General features: G+C 70.5%; 4 protein-coding genes and 2 pseudogenes. 3 read left to right on the forward strand and 3 right to left on the reverse strand.

Annotated features, from left to right (window positions below; translation table 11 throughout):
- Positions 1-5: 5 nt before the first annotated feature.
- A pseudogene (locus STRVI_RS55700) lies at positions 6-15518 on the reverse strand (type I polyketide synthase); the annotation flags it as partial.
- Positions 15519-16303: 785 nt separating this feature from the next.
- Here STRVI_RS55700 and STRVI_RS56515 point away from each other — a divergent pair.
- Positions 16304-16626, forward strand: a pseudogene (locus STRVI_RS56515) (IS701 family transposase); the annotation flags it as partial.
- Positions 16627-16644: 18 nt separating this feature from the next.
- Here STRVI_RS56515 and STRVI_RS30660 read toward each other — a convergent pair.
- Both STRVI_RS30660 and STRVI_RS30665 read right to left on the reverse strand, forming a co-directional pair.
- Entirely contained in the window at positions 16645-18348 is a 1704-nt protein-coding gene (locus STRVI_RS30660; protein ID WP_014059458.1) for an IS1182 family transposase, read from the reverse strand.
- 176 nt (positions 18349-18524) lie between these two features.
- A complete protein-coding gene (locus tag STRVI_RS30665; RefSeq protein WP_014059459.1) occupies positions 18525-19340 on the reverse strand; it encodes a helix-turn-helix domain-containing protein in 816 nt (271 codons plus the stop codon).
- A 102-nt stretch (positions 19341-19442) separates the two neighbouring features.
- Between STRVI_RS30665 and STRVI_RS30670 the strand changes: the two genes are divergently transcribed.
- Positions 19443-20291, forward strand: coding sequence for an SDR family oxidoreductase (locus STRVI_RS30670; protein ID WP_043236799.1), 849 nt, complete (start codon positions 19443-19445; stop codon positions 20289-20291).
- A gap of 59 nt (positions 20292-20350) precedes the next feature.
- The gene (locus tag STRVI_RS30675) at positions 20351-21748 is read left to right on the forward strand and encodes a carboxylesterase/lipase family protein (protein WP_150112935.1); all 1398 of its coding nucleotides are present in this window, start codon (positions 20351-20353) and stop codon (positions 21746-21748) included.
- Positions 21749-21798 lie beyond the last annotated feature (50 nt).

The following is a 21798-nucleotide window of genomic DNA, read 5'->3' on the forward strand; positions in this document are numbered from 1 at the left end:
CGTTGTCACTCGTGGTCGGCAGTCGACGAAGAATCGGACATCCAACTGGTCTCCTGGTCGACCATGGAGAACAGTTCGTCGTCGGAGGCGGCGTCGATGTCGTCCCGCTGCGCGGCGGGCGAGCTGTCGTATCCGTTGGTTCCCTCGGCGGTCGCGAGCACCTGCCGCAGCATCGCTTCCAGGTCGTCGCGGACCGCCGGGTCGGCGGCGAACGCCTGCAACCGCTCCTTGAGCTCCTGCAGCCCGGCCGCCACGGCCTCGTCGCCGCCCAGTTCCTCGGCCAGGTGGTCGACGAGCTTGTTGGGGCTGGGGTAGTCGAAGACGAGCGTCGCGGGGAGCGCGAGGCCGGTGATCTTCTGTAGCCGGTTGCGCAGTTCGACCGCGGCGAGCGAGTCGAAGCCGGCGTCACGGAACGCCTGGGCGGGGTCGACGTCCTTGGCGCTGTCGTGGCCCAGGACGGCCGCGGTGTGCTCCCGGACCAGGGTCATCAGGTGTTCGCGCCGCTCCTCGGCGGGCAGTGCCGCCATACGGTGGGCAAGCTCCGGGCCCTCGTCCTCACCGGCTGCCTCCGGAGCCGGCGCGGCCTCGGGGAGCAGGGCGAAGAGGTTGCTGGGCCGCGCCAGGGTGAACGCCGGGGCGAACGTGCCCCAGTCCATGTCGGTGACGGTGACGGTGGTCTCGTCGTCCTCGACGACCCGCTGCAACGCGGTGACGGCGAGGTCGGGCGCCATGGCCGAGACGCCGAGGCGCTGGAGGCCATGGCCCTCGGAGCTGTCCGCGGCCATCCCGGCCTCGGCCCAGGTGCCCCAGGCCACCGACGTGGCGGTACGACCGAGCGCCCGCCGGTACTCGGCCAGGCTGTCCAGGCAGGCGTTGCCCGCCGCGTATCCGCCCTGGCCGCTGCCTCCCCACGACGCCGCGCCCGAGGAGAACAACACGAACGCGTCCAGCTCCAGGTCGGCGGTCAGCTCGTCAAGGAGCAGCGCGCCGCCGGCCTTGACCCGCAGCTCGCCCGCCAGTTGGTCGGGGGTCATGGACTCCACGGGAGTGAACGCGTTGCCCACACCCGCGGCATGCACCACCGTCCGCAGCGGCAGGTCGGCCGGTACACCGGCGAGGGCTTCGGTCATCACCGACCGGTCGGCCACGTCGCCGGCGAGCATGGTCACGCGTGCCCCCGCGTCTTCGAGTTCGGCCCGCAGGTCCACCGTACCGGGGGCCTCGGCGCCCCGGCGTGACAGCAGCACCACATGCTCGGCGCCCCGGTCCACCAGCCACCGGGCCACGTACCCGCCGATGCCGCCGGTGCCGCCGGTGATGAGCGCCGTGCCGCTCGTACGCCACGGCTCCCCGGCACCGTCCCGGCCGGTCGCGTGCACCAGCCGGCGGGCGAGGACGCCCGACGAGCGGATCGCGAGCTGGTCCTCGCCGTGGTCCGCGGACAGCACACCGGACAGGTGAGCGGTCACGGTCTGGTCGAGATCCTCGGGGAGGTCGACGAGGCCGCCCCACAGGCCGGGCAGCTCCAGTGCCGCGACCCGGCCGAGGCCCCACACCCCGCCGTGCCAGACGCCGTCGACCTGATCGCCCGGCCTGGCCGCGACCGCCCGGCGGGTGAGCACCCACAGCGGTGCGGCCAGCTCGGACTCGCGCACCGCCTGGACCAGGCGCAGCGTCGCCGCGATCCCGGCCTCCTCGGCGGGCGGCAGCCACACCACGGCGGTGCAGCCGACGCCCTCGGCGGCCACCCGGTCGGTGTCCGCCGCGTCGGCCTCCAGCACCGTGATGTCCGTGCCGAGCGCGGCCACGACAGCGGAGACCCAGGGGTCGTCGCCGGTGGGCACGATCACCAGTCGGCGGCCCGCCGTGGCGTCCTGCGGAATGCCGTCGACGGGGACCCACCGCTGGCGGTAGCGCCAGTGGTCGGCCGTCATCTCGCGGCGGCGGCGCTCGCGCCAGTCCAGCAGGGCCGGGGCGACGCCTGAGACCACGTCGTCGTCGACACCCAGCGACCGGGCCAGTTGCCCGCCCTCGACGGACTCCCAGAACATGGCGTCCAGCGGGTCACGGCTCGTCACCTGCTCGGACTCCGCGACGGCCGCAGGCCAGTACCGGCGCCGCTGGAACGCGTAGGTCGGCAGGTCCACCCGGCCGGGCTTCCGTCCGCCGAACAGCTCGTCCCAGACGACCGGCACGCCCCGCACGAACAGGTCACCGGCAGCCACCAGCGCGGTCCGCAAGCCGTCGCGGTCCTTGCGCATCAACGCCACGGCCACCGCGCCGGCGGCATCCGTCCGCGCCAGACCGGCCACGACCCCGTCCGGGCCCGCATCGACGAAGGTGTCCACACCCTGCCCGGCCAGCCACGCCAGCCCATCAGCGAAACGCACCGCCGACCGCACCTGCCGCGCCCAGTACCCCGGCGACGACATGTCCGCAGGCTCACCCGTCAGGTTCGACACCACCGGGATCTGCGGCAGGGAGAAGGACACATCCGCGATCTCCGCCATGAAATCGTCCAGCATCGGCTCCATCAGCACCGAGTGGAACGCGTGCGAGACCCGCAGCCGGGTCGTCTTCACACCCTGCGCCGTGAAGTGCTCCCCGACCTCCATGACAGCGGCCCTGGCACCGGAAACCACCACCGACCCCGGCGCGTTGACCGCCGCGATCGACACGTCCTCGGACAGGTAGGGCAGCACCTCCTCCTCGGGCGCGGCGATGGCCACCATCGCACCACCCGCCGGAAGAGCCTGCATCAGCCGGGCACGCGCAACCACCAGCCGACAGGCGTCCACCAGCTCGAAGACCCCTGCCACATGGGCGGCGGCCACCTCACCGATCGAGTGCCCCAACAGGTAGTCCGGGACCACGCCGAAGGACTGAAGCAGGCGGAACAGCGCCACCTCGACCGCGAACAGCGCGGGCTGCGCCCACCCCGTCGCGTTCAGCACCTCGGCATCCTCACCCCAGATCACATCCCGCAGCGGGGACTCCAGGTGCCGGTCAAGCTCCGCCACCACCTCGTCAAAGGCCGCCGCGAACACCCCCGACTCCCCATACAACCGGCGCCCCATGCCCAGCCGCTGCGCACCCTGACCAGCGAACAGCACCGCCACCCGGCCACCCGGCCGGGCCACCCCCTCCACCGCGTTCGCCACCGGCTCCCCAGCAGCCACCGCCCGCAGACCAGCCCTCAACTCGTCACGATCAGCACCCACGACCACCGCACGATGGTCGAACAGCGAACGAGACAACAACGCCGCACCCACACCCACCGGGTCCAGCGACTCCACCGCCGACACCAGACGCTCGGCCTGCCCCCGCAGCGCCTGCTCAGAACGGGCCGACACCACCCACACCGACCCCCCATCGCCCCCGGCTTCAACCTCGGGCTCGACGGCAGGCACGGCCTCCAGAATCACATGCGCGTTCGTCCCCGAGATACCGAACGAGGAGACACCCGCACGCCGCGGACGCCCCGTCTCCGGCCAGGGCTGCTCCTGGGTCAGCAGCCGTACCCGGCCCTGGCTCCAGTCGACATGTGTGCTCGGCTCGTCCACATGCAGCGTCCGCGGCAGCACACCGTGCCGCATCGCCAGCACCATCTTGATCACACCCGCGACACCGGCCGCCGCTTGCGTGTGGCCCAGGTTCGACTTGATCGCGCCGAGAAACAGCGGCCGGTCCTCCGGACGGTCCTGACCGTAGGTGGCCAGCACCGCCTGCGCCTCGATCGGGTCGCCCAGGGTGGTACCGGTGCCGTGCGCCTCTACGGCGTCCACGTCGGTGGGTGACAGACCCGCGGCGGCCAGGGCCTGCCGGATCACCCGCTGCTGCGACGGACCGTTCGGCGCCGTCAACCCGTTGGAGGCGCCGTCCTGGTTGACCGCGCTGGACCGCATGACCGCCAGTACGCGGTGACCGTTGCGGCGGGCGTCCGAGAGACGTTCCAGCACCATGATGCCGGCGCCCTCGGACCAGCCCGTGCCGTCGGCCGACTCGGCGAACGCCTTGCAGCGGCCGTCGGCCGCGAGGCCGCCCTGGCGGCTGAACTCGACGAACGTGCCCGGGGTGGCCATCACAGTGACGCCACCGGCCAGCGCGAGGCTGCTCTCGCCCGCCCTCAGGGACTGCCCGGCCAGGTGCATGGCGACCAGCGACGACGAGCACGCGGTGTCGACGGTGACGGCCGGGCCCTCCAGTCCGAGGACGTACGACACCCGGCCGGACAGGACGCTCTGCTGGCCACCGGTCAACAGCTGGGCCTGCGCGTCCCCACCGGCCTGGGCGACGAGGTCGCCGTATCCGGAGTGGTAGCTGCCGACGAACACCCCGGCCGGGGTTCCGCCGAGGACGGTGGGGTCGATCCCGGCGTGTTCGAGGGCTTCCCAGGCCACTTCGAGGATCAGGCGCTGCTGCGGGTCCATGGCCACGGCTTCCCGCGGGGAGATGCCGAAGAACCCGGCGTCGAAGTCCGCGGCGGCGGTCAGGAAGCCGCCCTCGCTGGCCACTGCCGTGTTCGGACGGCTGCCCGTCGGGTCGTACAGGCCGTCCACGTCCCAGCCGCGGTCCGCCGGGAACGGCGTCATCGCGTCGGTACCGGTGGTGACCAGGTTCCACAGGTCGTCCGGGCTCTCCACGCCGCCCGGGTAACGGCAGGCCATGCCGACGACCACGACTGGGTCGTCGGTGACCGACACCAGGGCCGGCAGTTCCTGCCGGGTCGCGGACTCGGTGGCGTCGCCGAACCGCTCGGCCAGGTGGCCCACCAGCCGCGTCGCGTTCGGATAGTCGAAGACCAGCGTGGCCGGCAGCGACAGCCCGGTCGCGGTCTGGAGCCGGTTGCGCAGCTCGACCGCGGTCAACGAGTCGAAGCCGATCTCCCGGAACGCCTGGCCCGGATCGACCTGCTCGCCGCTCTGGTGGCCGAGGACGACGGCCACGTGGTCGCGCACCAGAGCGAACAGGTGCTGGTCGCGCTGCTGAACGGTGAGCCCCGCCAACTGCCGGGCGAGGCCGCCGGACTGTTGCCGGTCACCGGCCACCGCCCGCCGCGGCCTGGCACCCACCAGCGTCCTGAGCATGACCGGCAGGTCAGCCTGGCCGCGCAGCACTGAGGCGTCCATCCGGGTCAGCGCCACCACGGGGATGTCCGCGAGAACGGCCCGGTCGAACAGCCGCATGCCCTGCGCCACCGACAGCGGCGGCATACCGGAGCTGCGCATCCGGCACAGGTCGGCTTCCGACAGTGTGCCGGTCAGGCCGACCTCCGGGGTCCACGGCCCCCAGGCCATCGACACACCGGGCAGCCCCTCGTGCCGACGCCGCGCGACCAACGCATCCAGGAACACGTTCCCCGCCGCGTAATTGCCCTGCCCCGGACTGCCGATCAGACCCGACATCGAGGAGAACACCGCGAACAGCGACAGATCCAGGCCCCGGGTCAGCTCGTGCAGATGCCAGGCCGCATCCACCTTCGGCGCCAGCACCGGAGCAAGCCGGTCAGCCGTCAACGAGGAGATCACCCCGTCGTCGACGACACCCGCGGTGTGCACCACACCCGTCAGCGGACACTCCGCCGGTATCTCCGCCAGCACCCCGGCCAGAGCCTCACGGTCACTGACATCGCACGCGGCGACCCTGACCCGCGCCCCCTCCCCGGACAGCTCCGCCACCAGCTCCCCGGCCCCCGGCGCCGCCGACCCACGCCGCGACACCAGCACCAGATCCCGCACACCATGAACCATCACCAGATGCCTGGCCACCTCACCGCCCAGCCCACCGGTACCACCGGTGACCAGCACCGTCCCCTCCCCCATCAGCCGCTGCCGCACCCTCAGCACAATCTTGCCCACATGCCGCGCCTGGCTCATGTACCGGAACGCCTCCGGCGCCTGCCGCACATCCCACTCCACCGTCGGAAGCGGCTCCAGCACCCCCGCCTCGAACAGACCCACCAGCGCGAGCAGCATCTCCTGGACCCGGTCGGGACCGGCCTCCACCAGGTCGAATGTCCGGTAGCCGACGCCCGGATGGTCGGCATTGAGCCCCTCCTGCGACCGGATGTCGGCCTTGCCCATCTCGATGAACCGGCCACCGCCCGGCATCAGCCGCAACGACGCGTCGATGAAATCACCCGTGAGCGAGTTCAGCACGACATCCACACCACGACCACCCGTGGCCCGCGAGAACGCGGCCTCGAAATCCAGCGACCGCGACGACGCCAGATGCCCCTCGTCGAGCCCCCGCGCCCTCAGCAACCCCCGCTTGCCGTCACTGGCGGTCGAAAAGACCTCAGCACCCAAGTGCCTCGCCAGCTGAATCGCGGCCATACCCACACCACCGGCACCCGCATGCACCAGAACCCGCTCACCCGCCCGCAACCCGGCCAGCTCCACCAGCGCGTAATACGCCGTCAAAAACGCCGTCGGCACCGAAGCAGCCGTCACGAACGACCAGCCCGCCGGAACCGGCACCACCAGCCGACGATCACACACCACCAACGAACCGATCCCACCATCGACGAGACCCATCACCCGGTCACCGACCCGCAGATCCGATACCCCAGGACCCACCTCGGCCACCACACCCGCGACATCACTGCCCAGCAGCTCATCCGGATCCGGGTACATCCCCAAGGCGTTGAGCACATCACGGAAGTTCACACCCGCGGCATGGACCCGGATCCGGACCTCCCCGCTGCCGAGCTCCCGACCCCCCTCCGCGAACGGCACAAGACGCAGATTCTCCAAAGTGCCCTTCGCCAGCGAGTCCAGGTGCCAGGCATCCGTCTCCGGCACCGCCAGACCCACGTCCGCCCGCGCCAGCCGGGCGGCGTACAGCCTGCCCGCACGGACCGCCAGCTGAGGCTCGCCGGTGCCACGCGCGACGGCCAGCAGGCCGGCGGTCATCCCGGTCGCGGCGTCGGTGTCGATCAGCGTGATCCGGCCCGGGTTCTCCGCCTGCGCCGAGCGCACCAGACCCCGCACCGCGGCGGCGCCCAGGTCCGTGACGGTCTCGTCCGGGCCGACGGCGACCGCGCCCGAGGTCACCACGACCAGGTCCCGGTCCCCGGCCTGCCACGTCTGCAACTGCTCCAGCATCCACCGGGTGGATTCATGCGCCCCCTCTATCGGGCTGTCCGCGCCGGACACGGCGACCACCAGCGGCCCGGACGATTCCGAGGTCACTCGGTCGACGTGTGCGTGCGGCACCGCGCCCGTCAGCCACGTCACGTCCTGGCCGGGACCCGCCACGACTCCGGCGGCCACGCCCGCCCAGTAGTCCAGCGCCGGGTCCGGGGTGTCGAGGGGAGCCCACCGCACGGCCAGTACGGTCTCGTCCTGGTCACCGGCCGCGGCGCTCAGCGCCTGCGGCGTCAGCGGGCGCATCACCAGTGAGCCCAGCGACAGCACCGCTTCGCCGGCCTCGTCGGCCAGCGCGACCGAGAGCGAGTCCGGCCCTGTCCGGGTGAGGCACGCCCGTACCCGGGTGGCCCCGGAGGCGTGCAGCACCACGTCGCCGAAGCTGAACGGCAGGCGGCCGTACTCCGCGGGCTCCAAGTCGACGAACGACATGGCGTGCAGCACCGCGTCCAGCAACGCCGGGTGCAACCCGTAGGCACCGGCCCGGCCCGACTGCGGTTCCGGCAGCTCCACTTCGGCGAAGACGTGACCGTCGCGGTGCCAGGCCCGGCTCAGGCCCTGGAACGACGGACCATACGCGAAACCCTCGGCGGCAATCCGCTCGTACATCCCCTCAGTGACCATGGCTTCCGCGCCGGGCGGCGGCCAGACCCCGGCCAGCTCCTCGAACCCGGACACGTCTGCCACCGTCGTGTCCTCGACGACACCGCCGGCATACCGCAGCCAGGGCTGATCCCCGCCCCCGTCCGGGCGCGCGTACACCGTGACCGGACGCCGACCGTCCTCCGACTCACCCACGACGACCTGGACCTGAACGCCACCACGCTCGGGGAGCACCAGCGGCGCCTCCACGATCAGCTCACTGACCCGGCCGCACCCGACCGCGTCGGCGGCCTGGACCACCAGCTCCACGAAGCCCGTGCCGGGGAAGACCACCGCACCCTGCACGGCGTGGTCGGCCAGCCAGGGCTGCGACCCGGCCGACAACCGCGAGGTGAACACCACCCCGCCGCCCTCGGGCGAGGACAGCACCGCACCCAGCAGCGGATGCTCCACCGCCTCCAGACCCGCGGCCGCCACGTCGGCCGACGCCATGCCGCCCTCGGGCCAGTACCGGCTCCGCTGGAACGCATACGTCGGCAGATCCACCAGGCCGGGCGTGGACCCGGCGAACAGCGCCTCCCACGAGACCGGCACACCGTTGGCGAACAGGTGAGCCAGAGCGTGCAGTACGGCCTGGCTCCCGGTGCGGTCACGGCGCTGGAGGGCCACCGTGGTGACGCCGTCGGCCCCGTTGGTCTCCACCAGTGCGGCCAGCACCGCGTCCGGGCCCGCCTCGACGAAGGTGTCCACACCCTGCCCGGCCAGCCACGCCAGCCCGTCGGCGAAACGCACCGCGGAGCGCACCTGCCGCGCCCAGTACTTCGGCGACGACATGTCCTCGGGCTCGCCGGTCAGGTTCGACACCACCGGGATCTGCGGCAGGGAGAACGTCACGTCCGCGATCGCGGACGTAAACTCCGCCAGCATCGGCTCCATCAGCACCGAGTGGAAGGCGTGCGAGACCCGCAGCCGGGTCGTCTTCACACCCTGCGCCGTGAAGTGCTCCCCGACCTCCATGACAGCGGCCCTGGCACCGGAAACCACCACCGACCCCGGCGCGTTGACCGCCGCGACGGAGACACCCTCGGTCAGGTGCGGAAGTACGTCCTCCTCGGACGCGGCGATGGCCACCATCGCACCACCCGCCGGAAGAGCCTGCATCAGCCGGGCACGCGCAACCACCAGCCGACAGGCGTCCACCAACTCGAAGACCCCTGCCACATGGGCGGCGGCCACCTCACCGATCGAGTGCCCCAACAGATAGTCCGGGACCACGCCGAAGGACTGAAGCAGGCGGAACAGCGCCACCTCGACCGCGAACAGCGCGGGCTGCGCCCACCCCGTCGCGTTCAGCACCTCGGCATCCTCACCCCAGATCACATCCCGCAGCGGGGACTCCAGGTGCCGGTCAAGCTCCGCCACCACCTCGTCAAAGGCCGCCGCGAACACCCCCGACTCCCCATACAACCGGCGCCCCATGCCCAGCCGCTGCGCACCCTGACCGGTGAACAGCACCGCCACCCGGTGCCCGTTCCTGGCCACACCTCGCGCCACGTTGGGGTCCGGTTCCCCGGCGGCCAGAGTACGCAGCCCGGCCGTCAGCTCGTCGCGGTCGGCGCCCACGACCACCGCACGGTGGCCGAACAGGGAGCGGGACCGCAGCAGCGAGTACGTCACGCCGGCGACGTCCGGCGTCGCATCCCGCTCCACCCGCTCCAGCAGGCGCCCGGCCTGTCCGGTCACGGCGTCGGCGGACCTGCCGGAGACCACCCACACCGTGCCCGTGCCGAGCGCCTTGCCCTGCTCCTCCCCGGCGTTCTCGCCGGTGGGGCGCTCGTCGCTGTCGGCGGTCTCGTTCTCGGGCGCGGCTTCCAGGATCAGGTGCGCGTTGGTGCCGGACACGCCGAAGGACGACACCCCGGCGCGGCGCGGATGCCCGGTTTCGGGCCAGGGCTGCTCCTCGGTCAGCAGCCGCACCCGGCCCCGGCCCCAGTCCACGCGGGTGCTCGGCTCGTCCACGTTCAAGGTGGGTGGCAGCGACCCGTGCCGGATGGCCTGCACCATCTTGATCACGCCGGCCGCGCCGGCCGCGGCCTGCGAGTGGCCGATGTTGGACTTCACCGTGCCCAGCCACAGCGGCTGGTCCTCGGGGCGGCCCTGGCCGTAGGTCGACAACAACGCCTGCGCCTCGATCGGGTCGCCCAGCGCCGTACCGGTGCCGTGCGCCTCGACCACGTCGACCTCGGCCGGAGAGAGCCCGGCGGCCGCCAGCGCCTGCCGGATCACCCGCTGCTGCGACGGACCGTTCGGCGCCGTCAGACCGTTGGAGGCACCGTCCTGGTTCACCGCGCTGGACCGCACCACGGCCAGCACCCGGTGCCCGTTACGGCGAGCATCCGAAAGACGCTCCAGAACGACCACTCCGGCGCCCTCGGACCAGCCCGTCCCGTCAGCCGCCTCCGCGAACGCCTTGACGCGGCCGTCAGCCGCCAGGCCGTTCTGGCGGCTGAACTCCACGAAGCCGGCCGGTTTCACCAGCACGTTCACGCCGCCGGCCAGAGCGAGGGAGCACTCCCCGGACCGCAGCGCCTGACCCGCCAGGTGCATCGCCACCAGCGACGACGAACACGCCGTGTCCACCGTCACCGCCGGGCCTTCAAGACCCAGGGTGTAGGACAGCCGACCCGAGATGACACTCAGCAGACCACTGGTCATACGGTGGCTCTCGGTCTCGGCCAGGCCCTCGATCGCCTCCAGATAACCCGACGAAGCCGCTCCGACGAAGACGCCGGTGGCCGTACCGGTCAGGGAAGCCGGATCGATCCCGGCGTGCTCGAGGGCCTCCCAGGACACCTCCAGCATCAGCCGCTGCTGCGGATCCATCGCCAGCGCCTCGCGCGGGGATATCCCGAAGAACCCGGCGTCGAACTCCGCCACCGACTCGACGAAGCCGCCCTCGCCGGTGACCGAGGTACCCGGCCGGTAGCCCGCCGGGTCGTACAACGCCTCGATGTCCCAGCCCCGGTCGGCCGGGAACGGTGTCATCGCGTCCGTCCCGGTGGCGACCAGATCCCACAGGTCGTCCGGTCCTGTCACCCCGCCCGGATAGCGGCAGGCCATCCCGACCACGACGATCGGGTCGTCGGTCACCGCCACCGGCACCGGCAGGTCGTGCCGCGCCGTAACGTCACCGAGCTGCTCGGCGAGGTAGCCGGCCAGCCGGGCCGCGTTCGGATAGTCGAAGACCAGGGTGGCCGGCAACGCCAGCCCGGTCGCCGTCTTCAGCCGGTTCCGCAGCTCGACCGCGGTCACCGAGTCGAAGCCGATCTCCCGGAACGCCTGCCCGGACTCGATGTCGTCACCGCCGGCATAACCGAGGACGGCGGCGGCGTGCTCGCGGACCAGGGCGGTGAGGTGCTCGCGCAGCTCGGCCACGGACATGGCCGCGACCCGGTCGGCGAAGCCGGTGCCGTCGGTGCCGGCGAGTTCGACAGCGGCCGGGACCGCCTCCGGGAGCAGGGCGAACAGGCGGCTGGGGCGGGCCAGGGTGAACGCCGGGACAAACTTGGCCCAGTCCATGTCGGAGACGGTGACCGTGGTCTCGTCGTCCTCAAGGACGCGCTGCATGGCCGTAATCGCGAGGTCGGGCTGCATGGTGAGCACGCCCATCCGCCGCAGATGATTCCCGAAAGCGGCGTCCAGCTCGGTCATGCCCGGCGCGGCCCAGCCGCCCCAGGCTATGGAGGTGGCGGTACGACCGCGCGCCCGCCGGTATTCGGCCAGGCTGTCCAGGCAGGCGTTGCCCGCCGCGTACCCGCCCTGGCCGCCACCGCCCCACGAGGCCGCGCCCGAGGAGAACAGCACGAACGCGTCCAGCTCCAGGTCGGCGGTCAGCTCGTCCAGCAGCAGCGCGCCGCCGGCCTTGACCCGCAGCTCGCCCGCCAGCTGGCCGGGCGTCAAGGACTCCACCGGCGTCAGTACGCCGCCCACTCCCGCGGCGTGCATCACAGTTCGCAGCGGCAGGTCGTCCGGTATCGCGTCGACTATGGCGGCCAGCGCCTCGCGGTCGGCGACGTCGCAGGCGTGCACGCTCACCCGCGCTCCGGCCTGCTCCAGCTCGGCCCGCAGTTCAGCCGCGCCCGGGGCGTCCGGGCCGCGGCGCGACAGCAGCACCAGATGCTCGGCGCCCCGGTCCACCAGCCACCGGGCCACGTACCCGCCGATGCCGCCGGTGCCGCCGGTGATCAACGCGGTCCCGCTGGTCCTCCAGGGCTCACCGGTGCCCCGGGACGGGGCGCGCACCAGACGACGGGCCACGACACCGGAGGCGCGCACCGCGAGCTGATCCTCGCCGTGGGCCGCCGACAGCACACCCGCGAGCCGCTTGAGAGCCGCCGGGTCGGGGTTCTCGGGCAGGTCGATCAGACCGCCCCACAGGCCGGGCAGCTCCAGGGCCGCGACCCGACCCAGTCCCCAGATCCCGCCCTGCCATACCCCGCTGACCTGCTCGCCCCAACGGGTCGACACCGCGGCGCGGGTGAGCACCCACAAGGGCGCGGTCGACCCGGACTCCCGCAGCGCCTGGACCATGCGCAGAGTCGCCGCCACCCCGGCCTCGCCGGTAGGGGGCAGCCACACGAGACCGGCGCAGTCCGCGCCGGCAAGCCGCTCCGCATGCACGTCGTCCAGCTCGATGACGGCCGTATCCGGGCCCAGCGCTTCGACGACACCGGTGCTCCACGGATCGTCGCCGGAGTCCGCGACCACCAGCCAGCGGCCCGCCGGCGGGCCCTGCCGCAGGCCGTCGAGCGGGATCCAGGACTGGCGGTACGACCAGTCGTCGGCGGCTGCCGCCCGCAGACGGCGCTCACGCCAGTTCAGAAGGGCCGGGACGACATCCGAGACCACCTCGTCGTCGACACCCAGCGACCGGGCCAACTCCCCGCTCTCGACCGACTCCCAGAACAGGGCGTCCACCGGGTCACGGCCCGGCGCCCGCTCCGGGACGGCCGCCGGCCAGTACCGGCTCCGCTGGAACGCATACGTCGGCAGATCGACCCGTCGCGGCGACCGCCCAGCGAACAGGCCGTCCCAGACGATGGGCACGCCGTGCACGAACAGCTCGGCCGCGGAGGCCAGCATCCGGACCGGCCCGCCCTCGTTACGGCGCAACGTCCCGGTGACCACCGCTTCGGCGGCAAGGCCGGGGTAATGCGTGTCGAGGGTGTCCTGCAGCGGCATGGTCAGTACCGGATGGGGGCTGATCTCGACGAACACCGAGTACCCGGCCTCCACCAGGGCACGGTTGGCATCCTCGAAAAGCACCGTCTGACGCAGATTGCGATACCAGTAACCGGCATCCAGCTCACCGGTGTCGATCAGCCCAGCCGTCACCGTCGAATACATCGGCACCGAACCCGACACCGGAGTCACGGCAGCCACATCCCTCGCCAGCCGCTGCTCGACCCGCTCGACCACCGCCGAATGCGAGGCATAATCCACCGGCACCCGCCGAGCCTGCACCCCAACACCCTCGCAATGAGCAACAAGCTCATCAAGCGCGAGGGACACACCCGAAACCACCACCGAACCAGGACCATTGACCGCCGCCACCGACAGCCCATCACCCCAGCGGCCGATCAACTCCCGCGCCCGCTCCACCGGCAACGACACCGCGACCATACCGCCGTCCCCCACCAGCACCTCAGCAATCGCCCGACTGCGCAACGCGACAACCCGCGCACCATCGGACAACGACAACCCACCCGCCACCACAGCCGCGGCGATCTCACCCTGCGAGTGACCCACCACCGCCGCGGGCCGGACCCCCAGCGACTGCCAGACACGCGCCAATGACACCATCACCGCCCACAAAGCAGGCTGCACCACATCGACACGCGCCAGCATCTCCCGGTCATCCAGGGCATCCAACAGCGACCAGTCGACAAACTCACCCAACGCATCGCCACACTCAGCAAGCGCATCAGCGAACACCGGATAAGACTTCCGCAGTTCACCCGCCATCCCGACCCACTGCGCACCCTGCCCCGGAAAGACGAACACCACTTGACGACCGGGCCCGGCGAAACCCTCGGCCACGCCGACGGCCGGCTCTCCGGCAGCCAGAGCGCGCAGCCCGGCGGTCAGCTCATCACGGCCGGCACCCACCACCACCGCACGATGATCGAAAAGCGACCGGGACCCCAGCAGCGACCACGCCACATCCGCGGCGTTCAACCCGGATTCCCGCTCCACCCGCTCCAGCAGCCGCCCGGCCTGCCCGGCCACCGCCGCGGCCGACCGGCCCGACACCACCCACGGAACAACACCACCGACGACGCCGGCGCCACTGTCCGAAGCGTCCTGCGCGGCGGGGCCGTCCTCGGCCAGGGAGGCAGCTTCCAGAATCAGGTGCGCATTGGTGCCCGACACCCCGAAGGACGACACCCCGGCCCGGCGCGGATGCCCGGTCTCCGGCCAGGGCTGCTCCTCGGTCAGCAGCCGCACCCGGCCCCGGCCCCAGTCCACGCGGGTGCTCGGCTCGTCCACATGCAAGGTCCGCGGCAGCGTGCCGTACCGCATCGCCTGGACCATCTTGATCACACCCGCGACACCCGCCGCCGCCTGCGAGTGACCGATGTTCGACTTCAACGACCCCAGCCACAGCGGCTGATCCCCGGACCGGCCCTGACCATAGACCGACAACAACGCCTGCGCCTCGATCGGGTCGCCCAGCGCCGTACCGGTGCCGTGCGCCTCGACCACGTCGACCTCGGCCGGAGAGAGCCCGGCGGCCGCCAGCGCCTGCCGGATCACCCGCTGCTGCGACGGACCGTTCGGCGCCGTCAGACCGTTGGAGGCACCGTCCTGGTTCACCGCGCTGGACCGCACCACGGCCAGCACCCGGTGCCCGTTACGGCGAGCATCCGAAAGACGCTCCAGAACGACCACTCCGGCGCCCTCGGACCAGCCCGTCCCGTCAGCGCCCTCCGCGAACGCCTTGCACCGGCCATCAGGCGCCAGGCCGCCCTGCCGGCTGAACTCCACGAAACTGCTCGGGGTCGCCATCACGGTCACCCCGCCGGCCAGGGCGAGGGAGCACTCCCCAGACCGCAGCGCCTGACCCGCCCAGTGCATCGCCACCAGCGACGACGAACACGCCGTGTCCACCGTCACCGCCGGGCCTTCAAGACCCAGCACGTACGACACCCGGCCGGAGGCGACGGCACCGTTGGCGCCGAGACCGGCCGACCCGGTGGCCTCCGGCGAATCCGGCTGATCGCAGGCCGGATAGTCGTGGTACATCAGGCCGGTGAACACCCCGGTCGACGAGCCGGCGAGCGCGCGCGGGTCGATGCCGGCATGTTCCAGGGCCTCCCAGGACACCTCCAGCATCAGCCGCTGCTGCGGATCCATCGCCAGCGCCTCGCGCGGGGATATCCCGAAGAACCCGGCGTCGAACTCCGCGGCGGCGGTCAGGAAGCCGCCCTCGCGCGTGAGCGACGTGTTGGGCCGGTCCCCCGCCGGGTCGTACAGCGCGTCGACATCCCAGCCGCGGTCCGCCGGGAAAGCCGACACCGCATCGGTGCCCGAGGCCACCAGATTCCACAGATCGTCCGGGCCCGCCACCCCGCCCGGGTAACGGCATGCCATGCCCACAATGGCGAGCGGTTCTCTGGATTTCGATTCGAGCTCCGAGAGCCGGTTGCGGGCACGCTTGAGCTCTGAAGTCACTTTCTTCAGATACTCGAAGGACTTGTCGTCACTCATTATCGCTCCCACGGCCCCGAGCTGGTGGACGTCCGATACAGGGTCGGCATATCTGAGAAATGGAAGATACCAGCAACCGCAACCGATTAATTCAGGCATACACAGCGCCCCATTTCCAGCGAGGCTATCTGCGCCCCAACCGCCCCGGGCCCCCTATCGGCCCCCTAAAGCTCCAGCCGCAGATGATGAACCCGACATGTTTTCGGGTCGTTCGCCATCGGTAGCGGCCATCGCGGGCCCCGGACTTGGCCGCGTCACCCCCACAGAGACCGGCGGAGCCGGTTACGCGGGGGCCGTGGATCGGCGGCCCGGCGCGCCAGGACACCGCCGCGCGATGTCCGCACAGGCAATACGGCTCCCGGCGCACGCCACGAAGACCGGCACCGCAGCCGGCCCCGAAGGCGGCCGAAGCTACCCTCAGACATGACCGAAGCTACCTTCAGAGGCGGCAGACGACCGTCGGCAGATGCCGTCTGAGCTGCCTCGGAGCGCGACCGAGGGGGACCGAGGGGGTAAGGGGTAAATCCCGGACTAGGGGTGAACCTCGACAGCCGGTTAGGGGTCCCGGCCGACGAGCCGGACACGCCGCCATCGGCCGTCATCGTCGCCAGAAGCCTGCGTCCGGGGCCGTCGCGGACCCGGCTCCGGACGGAGAAAAACCCGTCGGCCGACCGGGCTCGCTTACCGGTAGTTCGTTAAATCCGGTGGTGGCGTGGGTTGACGACAGGTCGGGTTGGTCGTAGGCCGGTGGTAGGAGTGAACTGTCTTGCTGGGAGCTGGAGATGACTGCTCGCCGTCCGTGTCCGCCTGCGCCGGGTCCGTTGGAGGAGTACGCGTCCCGGGCCGACCTCACTTCAGCCTGGCCCAGCGGCGGGGGTTTCGCGAGTACCTCACCGGGCTGCTGGCGCCGCGGGAGCGGAACAAGACGATCACTTGCCTGGCAGGGGCGGAGCCGGTGGCGGGTGCGGGGATGCCGGGGGTGCAGCGGCTGCAGTTCTTCCTGTCCGAGTCGCCCTGGGAGGCCGAGCTGGTCAACGACCGGCGGCTTGAGCTGCTGCGCGAGGAGCTGGCGACGGCTCCGCACGACGGCGGGGTCTGCCCGATCCTGTTGCCCATTGTGGTGTTATGCGGTGAGGGTGTGCTCGAGTCGGGTGAGGTGGCTGGTGCGGGTGCGGTCCAGGGGGCGGTCGTTCCACCAGGCGTTCAGGCGGATCAGGTTGAGTGCGACGGCGGAGTAGATGTGTTCGAGATGGGTCTTCGCCAGGCCTCGGTAGCGAGCGCGGCGTGTGCCGGTGACGGTGATGGCTTGCCGGATGGTGCCCTCGATGCCGGAGCGTAAGGCGTATTCGGTGTTCCAGTCCTCGGTCTTCTGCTGGGTGCGGGCGTGCCGGAGTGCCTCAGTCATCTGCCGGGGGTGGAGGGAGAGTTGGCGGCGGTTCTTCTTGGCGGTGGTGCACTGGGGTTTGAAGGGGCAGGGGATGCAGTCGAGGGCGGCGAAGCTGACCACGGTCTTGGGGATACCTTCACTTACGACGGGATTCCAGGTGGTGCTGGTATGCCCGGCGGGGCAGGTGGCCTTCTCGGTTTCCCAGTCGATGGTGAAGTCGGTGGCGGCGAAGCCCGTCTGGGCTTTGGCCTGCGGGGAGGTGTCGAGCAGGACCGGTGTGATCAGTGCGATGCCGTAGGTCTTCACTGAGCCGTGGATGAGTTCGGCGGTGGCGTAGCCGGAGTCGAGATAGTGCTCATCGGGCAGCAGTCCGCGTTGCTGGAGACGGTGGTGGACTGCGGGGAGAGTCTTGCTGTCCGGCACTGTGGAGCTGGTGGTGGCGATGTTCGTGATCAGGTTCGGGCGTGTGCGTGCTGCTTCGGGGGCGGAGGTGCAGGTTTCGCTGATGTGAAGCTTGTAGCCGTTCCAGAAGATGTCGCGTTTGGCGGACCAGCGGGCGTCGGTGTCATAGGGCGAGGACATCCGTAGGTGGCCGGGCGGGCGGCCGTCACCGCCCTCGTCAGTCTTCTCCCGCCGCTTGACGACCTCGCGGCCGCCTCGGGTGGTGGTGCGGGTGTAGTTCTGCAGCAGTACACACCGCAGGACCTGCACCGCGGGGAGCTCGCGCAGCCAGACCGGGGAGGTGGAGTGGTAGACCCCGCCCAGCAGGGCGAAGCCGTCCCGGGCGAAGTCCACGGCCAGTTTCTGCTGCTTGGTCCGGGAGGTGGGCAGGCGCCAGCTGTCCACCCGTGGTCCGTACCGCTTGCTCCATGAGGTCACGTCCACTGTCTGTGCGACCCAGTCCGGTTCCGCGCAGGTCAGCGCTTCCAGTGCGGCGCGAACCGCTTCCCCGGCCAGCTCCAGCCGGTTCAGGTCGCGCACCGCCGCGGTCACGTGGGTGGAGTCCGTGCGCTGCTTGCCTCCCGCGGCCAGCAGGCCTTGTTCGACCAGCCTGGCCACCAACAAGTCCAGCACCTTCTCTTCCAGGCCATGGGCGGCGACCCGGGTACGGAACTGGGACAGGACACTGAAATCGAAGCCGGGATCCTCCAGGCCCAGTCCGAGCGCGTAGGACCACGAGAGTTTGTCCCGCACCGCCTCGGCAGCCTGCCGGTCGGTCAGGTTCTCGGCCATCTGCAGCACCGTGACCAGCGCCAAGCGGCCCGGTGACCAGCCACGCGGCCCCGTCACCGCGAACGCTTCCGCGAACTCGGCATCCGCGAACAACTCACCGAGCCGATCACGCACCACGACCGGCAGCGGCACCTGACGTCCCCGGTACTTTGCCCGCACCGCCCGAGCCACCTCCGGCGCCGGCTCCGGCCACGACTGCGGCTCCATCGACACGGAACCCCTCCCGCTCCGTGACCGGGAACGAAAAGGACCGGCCACCAGACCAGCCTGCCGCAACGATCAACACCCCGACCAGCACAAACAGTAAATGGGCAACAGGATCGGGCAATCCCTGATCACCTGCAGAGTCGGCTGAGCGCTGGATCGGTTCCTCGACGATCGTGTTACGAGTGGGCGTTGAGGGAGGCGAGCAGGGCGAGGGCATCAGCTGAGCGGGTGCCGGGCTCGACGTGCAGGAGCATCATTTCCAGCCCGATGGCACCGATCACCTGGAACTTTTCGACGAGCAAGTCCAGAATGCCGACTTGAGGATGCTCTATGCGAAAGGTGACCTCATGGGCTGAGTGCACATCATGGCGCGCCCAAAGCTGACGGAACCGGTCGCTCTTGAGCGACAGCTCTCCGATCAGTGACTGGAGGCGTTCATCGTCGGTTTCGGTACCCACCTGGGCGCGCAGGTGGGCCACTGCGGTGGCCGTGTACTGCTCCCAGTCGGTGTGATACTCCTGTGCCGCGTGGTCGGTGAACAGCGCGCGCAGCCGGTTCGTCCCCGGCGCCATTTCCGGTGACAACGCTTGTGCCAGCCGGTTGGCGGCCAGTACGTCGCCATACTTGTTGAACACGAAGGCGGGCACGTTGAGCGTTTGCAGCAACAGCTCGAGCCCCGAGGTCAGGAGCTCGTCAGGCCGATCCGGGCCTCGACGAGGTTTCGGCGCGGCGAGGGACATCAGGTAGGCCGTGCCCTCGTTGTCCAGCTGGAGCACTTTGGCGAGTGCCTGGAGCACCTGTGCCGAGGGATTGCGGTCACGGCCCTGTTCAAGGCGCAGGTAGTACTCGGCGCTGATGCCGGCGAGCATGGCCACCTCCTCCCGGCGCAGCCCCGTCACTCGGCGCAGCCCGTGCCCGGGTGGCACTCCCGCCTCGGCGGGGGTGACGCGTTCACGCCGTGCGCGCAGGAAATCTCCGAGGGTGTTGTCCACGAAGCCAGCCTATGCAGCCGCAACCGGTTCTGGGTGTCCCTGTCACTACCAGGAACAAGACGGAACTGGCAGGTCCGGTTCGCGTCGCGGAAGCTCATGTGTATGACGATGCAGACATGGTTCATCACCGGGGTCAACAGTGGGTTCGGGCGTGAGCTCACAGAGCAGCTCCTCTCCCGCGGAGACCGGGTCGCCGGGACGGTCCGGCGGGAGGGCACGGTCGACGACCTGCGGGCCAAGTACGGCGACCGCCTCTGGGTCGGCCACCTCGATGTCACCGACCTGCCCCGGATCCGCGAGGTCGTTGACACCGCCTTCGCTGACCTCGGCCGGATCGACGTCGTGGTGATCAACGCAGGCTACGGCCTGTTCGGCGCCGCCGAGGAATTCACCGACGACCAGGTCGTCCACCAGGTCACCACCAACCTCATCGGCTCGATTCAGACGGCGCGGGCTGCGCTGCCGCACCTACGCGCCCAGGGCGGCGGTCGACTGATCCAGATCTCCTCGGTCGCCGGGCTTGCTGCGCACGCCGGCGCCTCCCTATACCACACGAGCAAATGGGGCATCGAAGGGTTCATGGAGGCTCTCGCCCAGGAAGTCGCCCCGTTCGGCATCGAGGTGACCTTGGTCGAGCCCGGCGGCGCGCGCACCTCCTTCAGCGGCAGCAGTCTGCAGCTGAGCGAGCCGCTGGCCGCCTACGACGGGACACCGGCCGCGGCCGTGCGCGCCTTCCGGCACACTCAGGTGCCCGTCCCGGGCGACCCGGTGAAGGTCGCAGCGAAGGTCATCGACAGCGCGGCGCACCAGCCCGCTCCGATGAGGCTCGTGCTGGGCAGCGACTCCTACCAAGGGATCACTGCCGCGCTGCGCAACCGGCTCGCTCAGGTTGAACCTCAGCAGGCGAGCGCCGCAGAGACCGACGCGGACACCGCAACGCAACACGGCTGAGCCGCCAACCTCCCACCTTCCGCCCCCGCCGCACAGCGGCGAGACCCTCCCCTGACTGAGTGGAGCAGAACAGTATGCTAACGATCGACGCCCAGACCGCAGCGGGAACGATCAGAGGGGAGCTGCGGCACGGGGTGGCCGCGTTCAAGGGCATTCCCTACGCAGAGCCGCCGTTCGGGGCCCATGCGTTCAAGCCGCCCGTGGCGCGCACTCCCTGGACAGGCATACGCGACTGCACCGCCTACGGACCGGGCTGCCCGCAGCCGTCCTCCTCTCTGTTCTCGAGCCTGAGTACTGGCGAGGACTTCCTGTCGGTCAACGTATGGGCGCCCGAAGGGGCAACCGACCTGCCGGTAATGTTCTGGATCCACGGCGGCGGCTTCCTCATGGGGTCGAACGCCGACCCGGGCTCGGACGGAAACACCTTCGCCCGCGACGGGGTGGTGCTCGTCAGCTGCAACTACCGGCTCGGCGTATTCGGGTTCCTCCACGCCGGGCACCTGGACGATGCCTACGGCACCGCATCAGGGGCCTACGGTGTGGCCGACCAGATCGCCGCGCTGCAATGGACGCGCGAGAACATCGCGGCCTTCGGCGGTGACCCGCACAACATCACCATCTTCGGATCTTCAGCAGGCGGCACGTTCGTCGACGCACTCCTCGGCTGCCCCTCCGCGCAGGGACTGTTCCAGCGGGCCGTCTCACAAAGTGCCGCAGTAGCACCACTGTTCGGCTTTCCCGTCACCTATGCCGAAGCGATCGCCGAAGCCATGCTCGACAAACTCGGTGTTCCCGCCCGGGACCTGCACACCGTCGACACGACGCGCATCCTGCAGGCACAGGCCGAGTTCATGGTCGAGAAGCAGCGCGGTGAACACCCCGCGTGCGGCCGGATGATCCCCTTCGTCCCCCTCACCGGCGGCGACCTGCTTCCACGGCCCCCGTACGAAGCCATCGCCGACGGCGTCGCAGCAGACGTCGACCTGGTGATCGGAACCAACCGCGACGAATGCACCCTGTACGCACTGATGGAGAAGATGGGCGTCGCGGAAACGGGAATGTCCCCCTCGGGCTGGGATGCCGACCCGACGCTGCAGCAGGCAGTCCTTGAAGTCTACGAACGCACCCAGGAACCGGGATCCTCGATCACGGCACGGATCTCGATGGACACGGACCGCGCGTTCCGCACCCCGTCACTGCGTATCGCCGACGCCCATCACCAATCAGGCGGAACGACGTACGTCTACCAGTTCGCATGGCGCAGCCCCGCCTTCGACGGACGCGTGGGGGCAACCCACGGCATCGAAGGTCCGTTCGTATTCAACGACTTCTCTTTGCCCATCACCAAGACTCTGATCGGTGACGAGGTACCCCACGACTTGCTCACAGCCATGCACAGCTCCTGGGTCTCCTTCGCAAGCACTGGCGATCCCACTGCCACGGGAGCCATCCCCTGAAGGGTGTCTTTATTGCCCTACGGTGGTTGACCTGGGGCTTTACGATCGCC

The sequence above is a fragment of the Streptomyces violaceusniger Tu 4113 genome, assembly GCF_000147815.2.
GTDB classification, from domain to species: Bacteria; Actinomycetota; Actinomycetes; order Streptomycetales; family Streptomycetaceae; genus Streptomyces; species Streptomyces violaceusniger_A.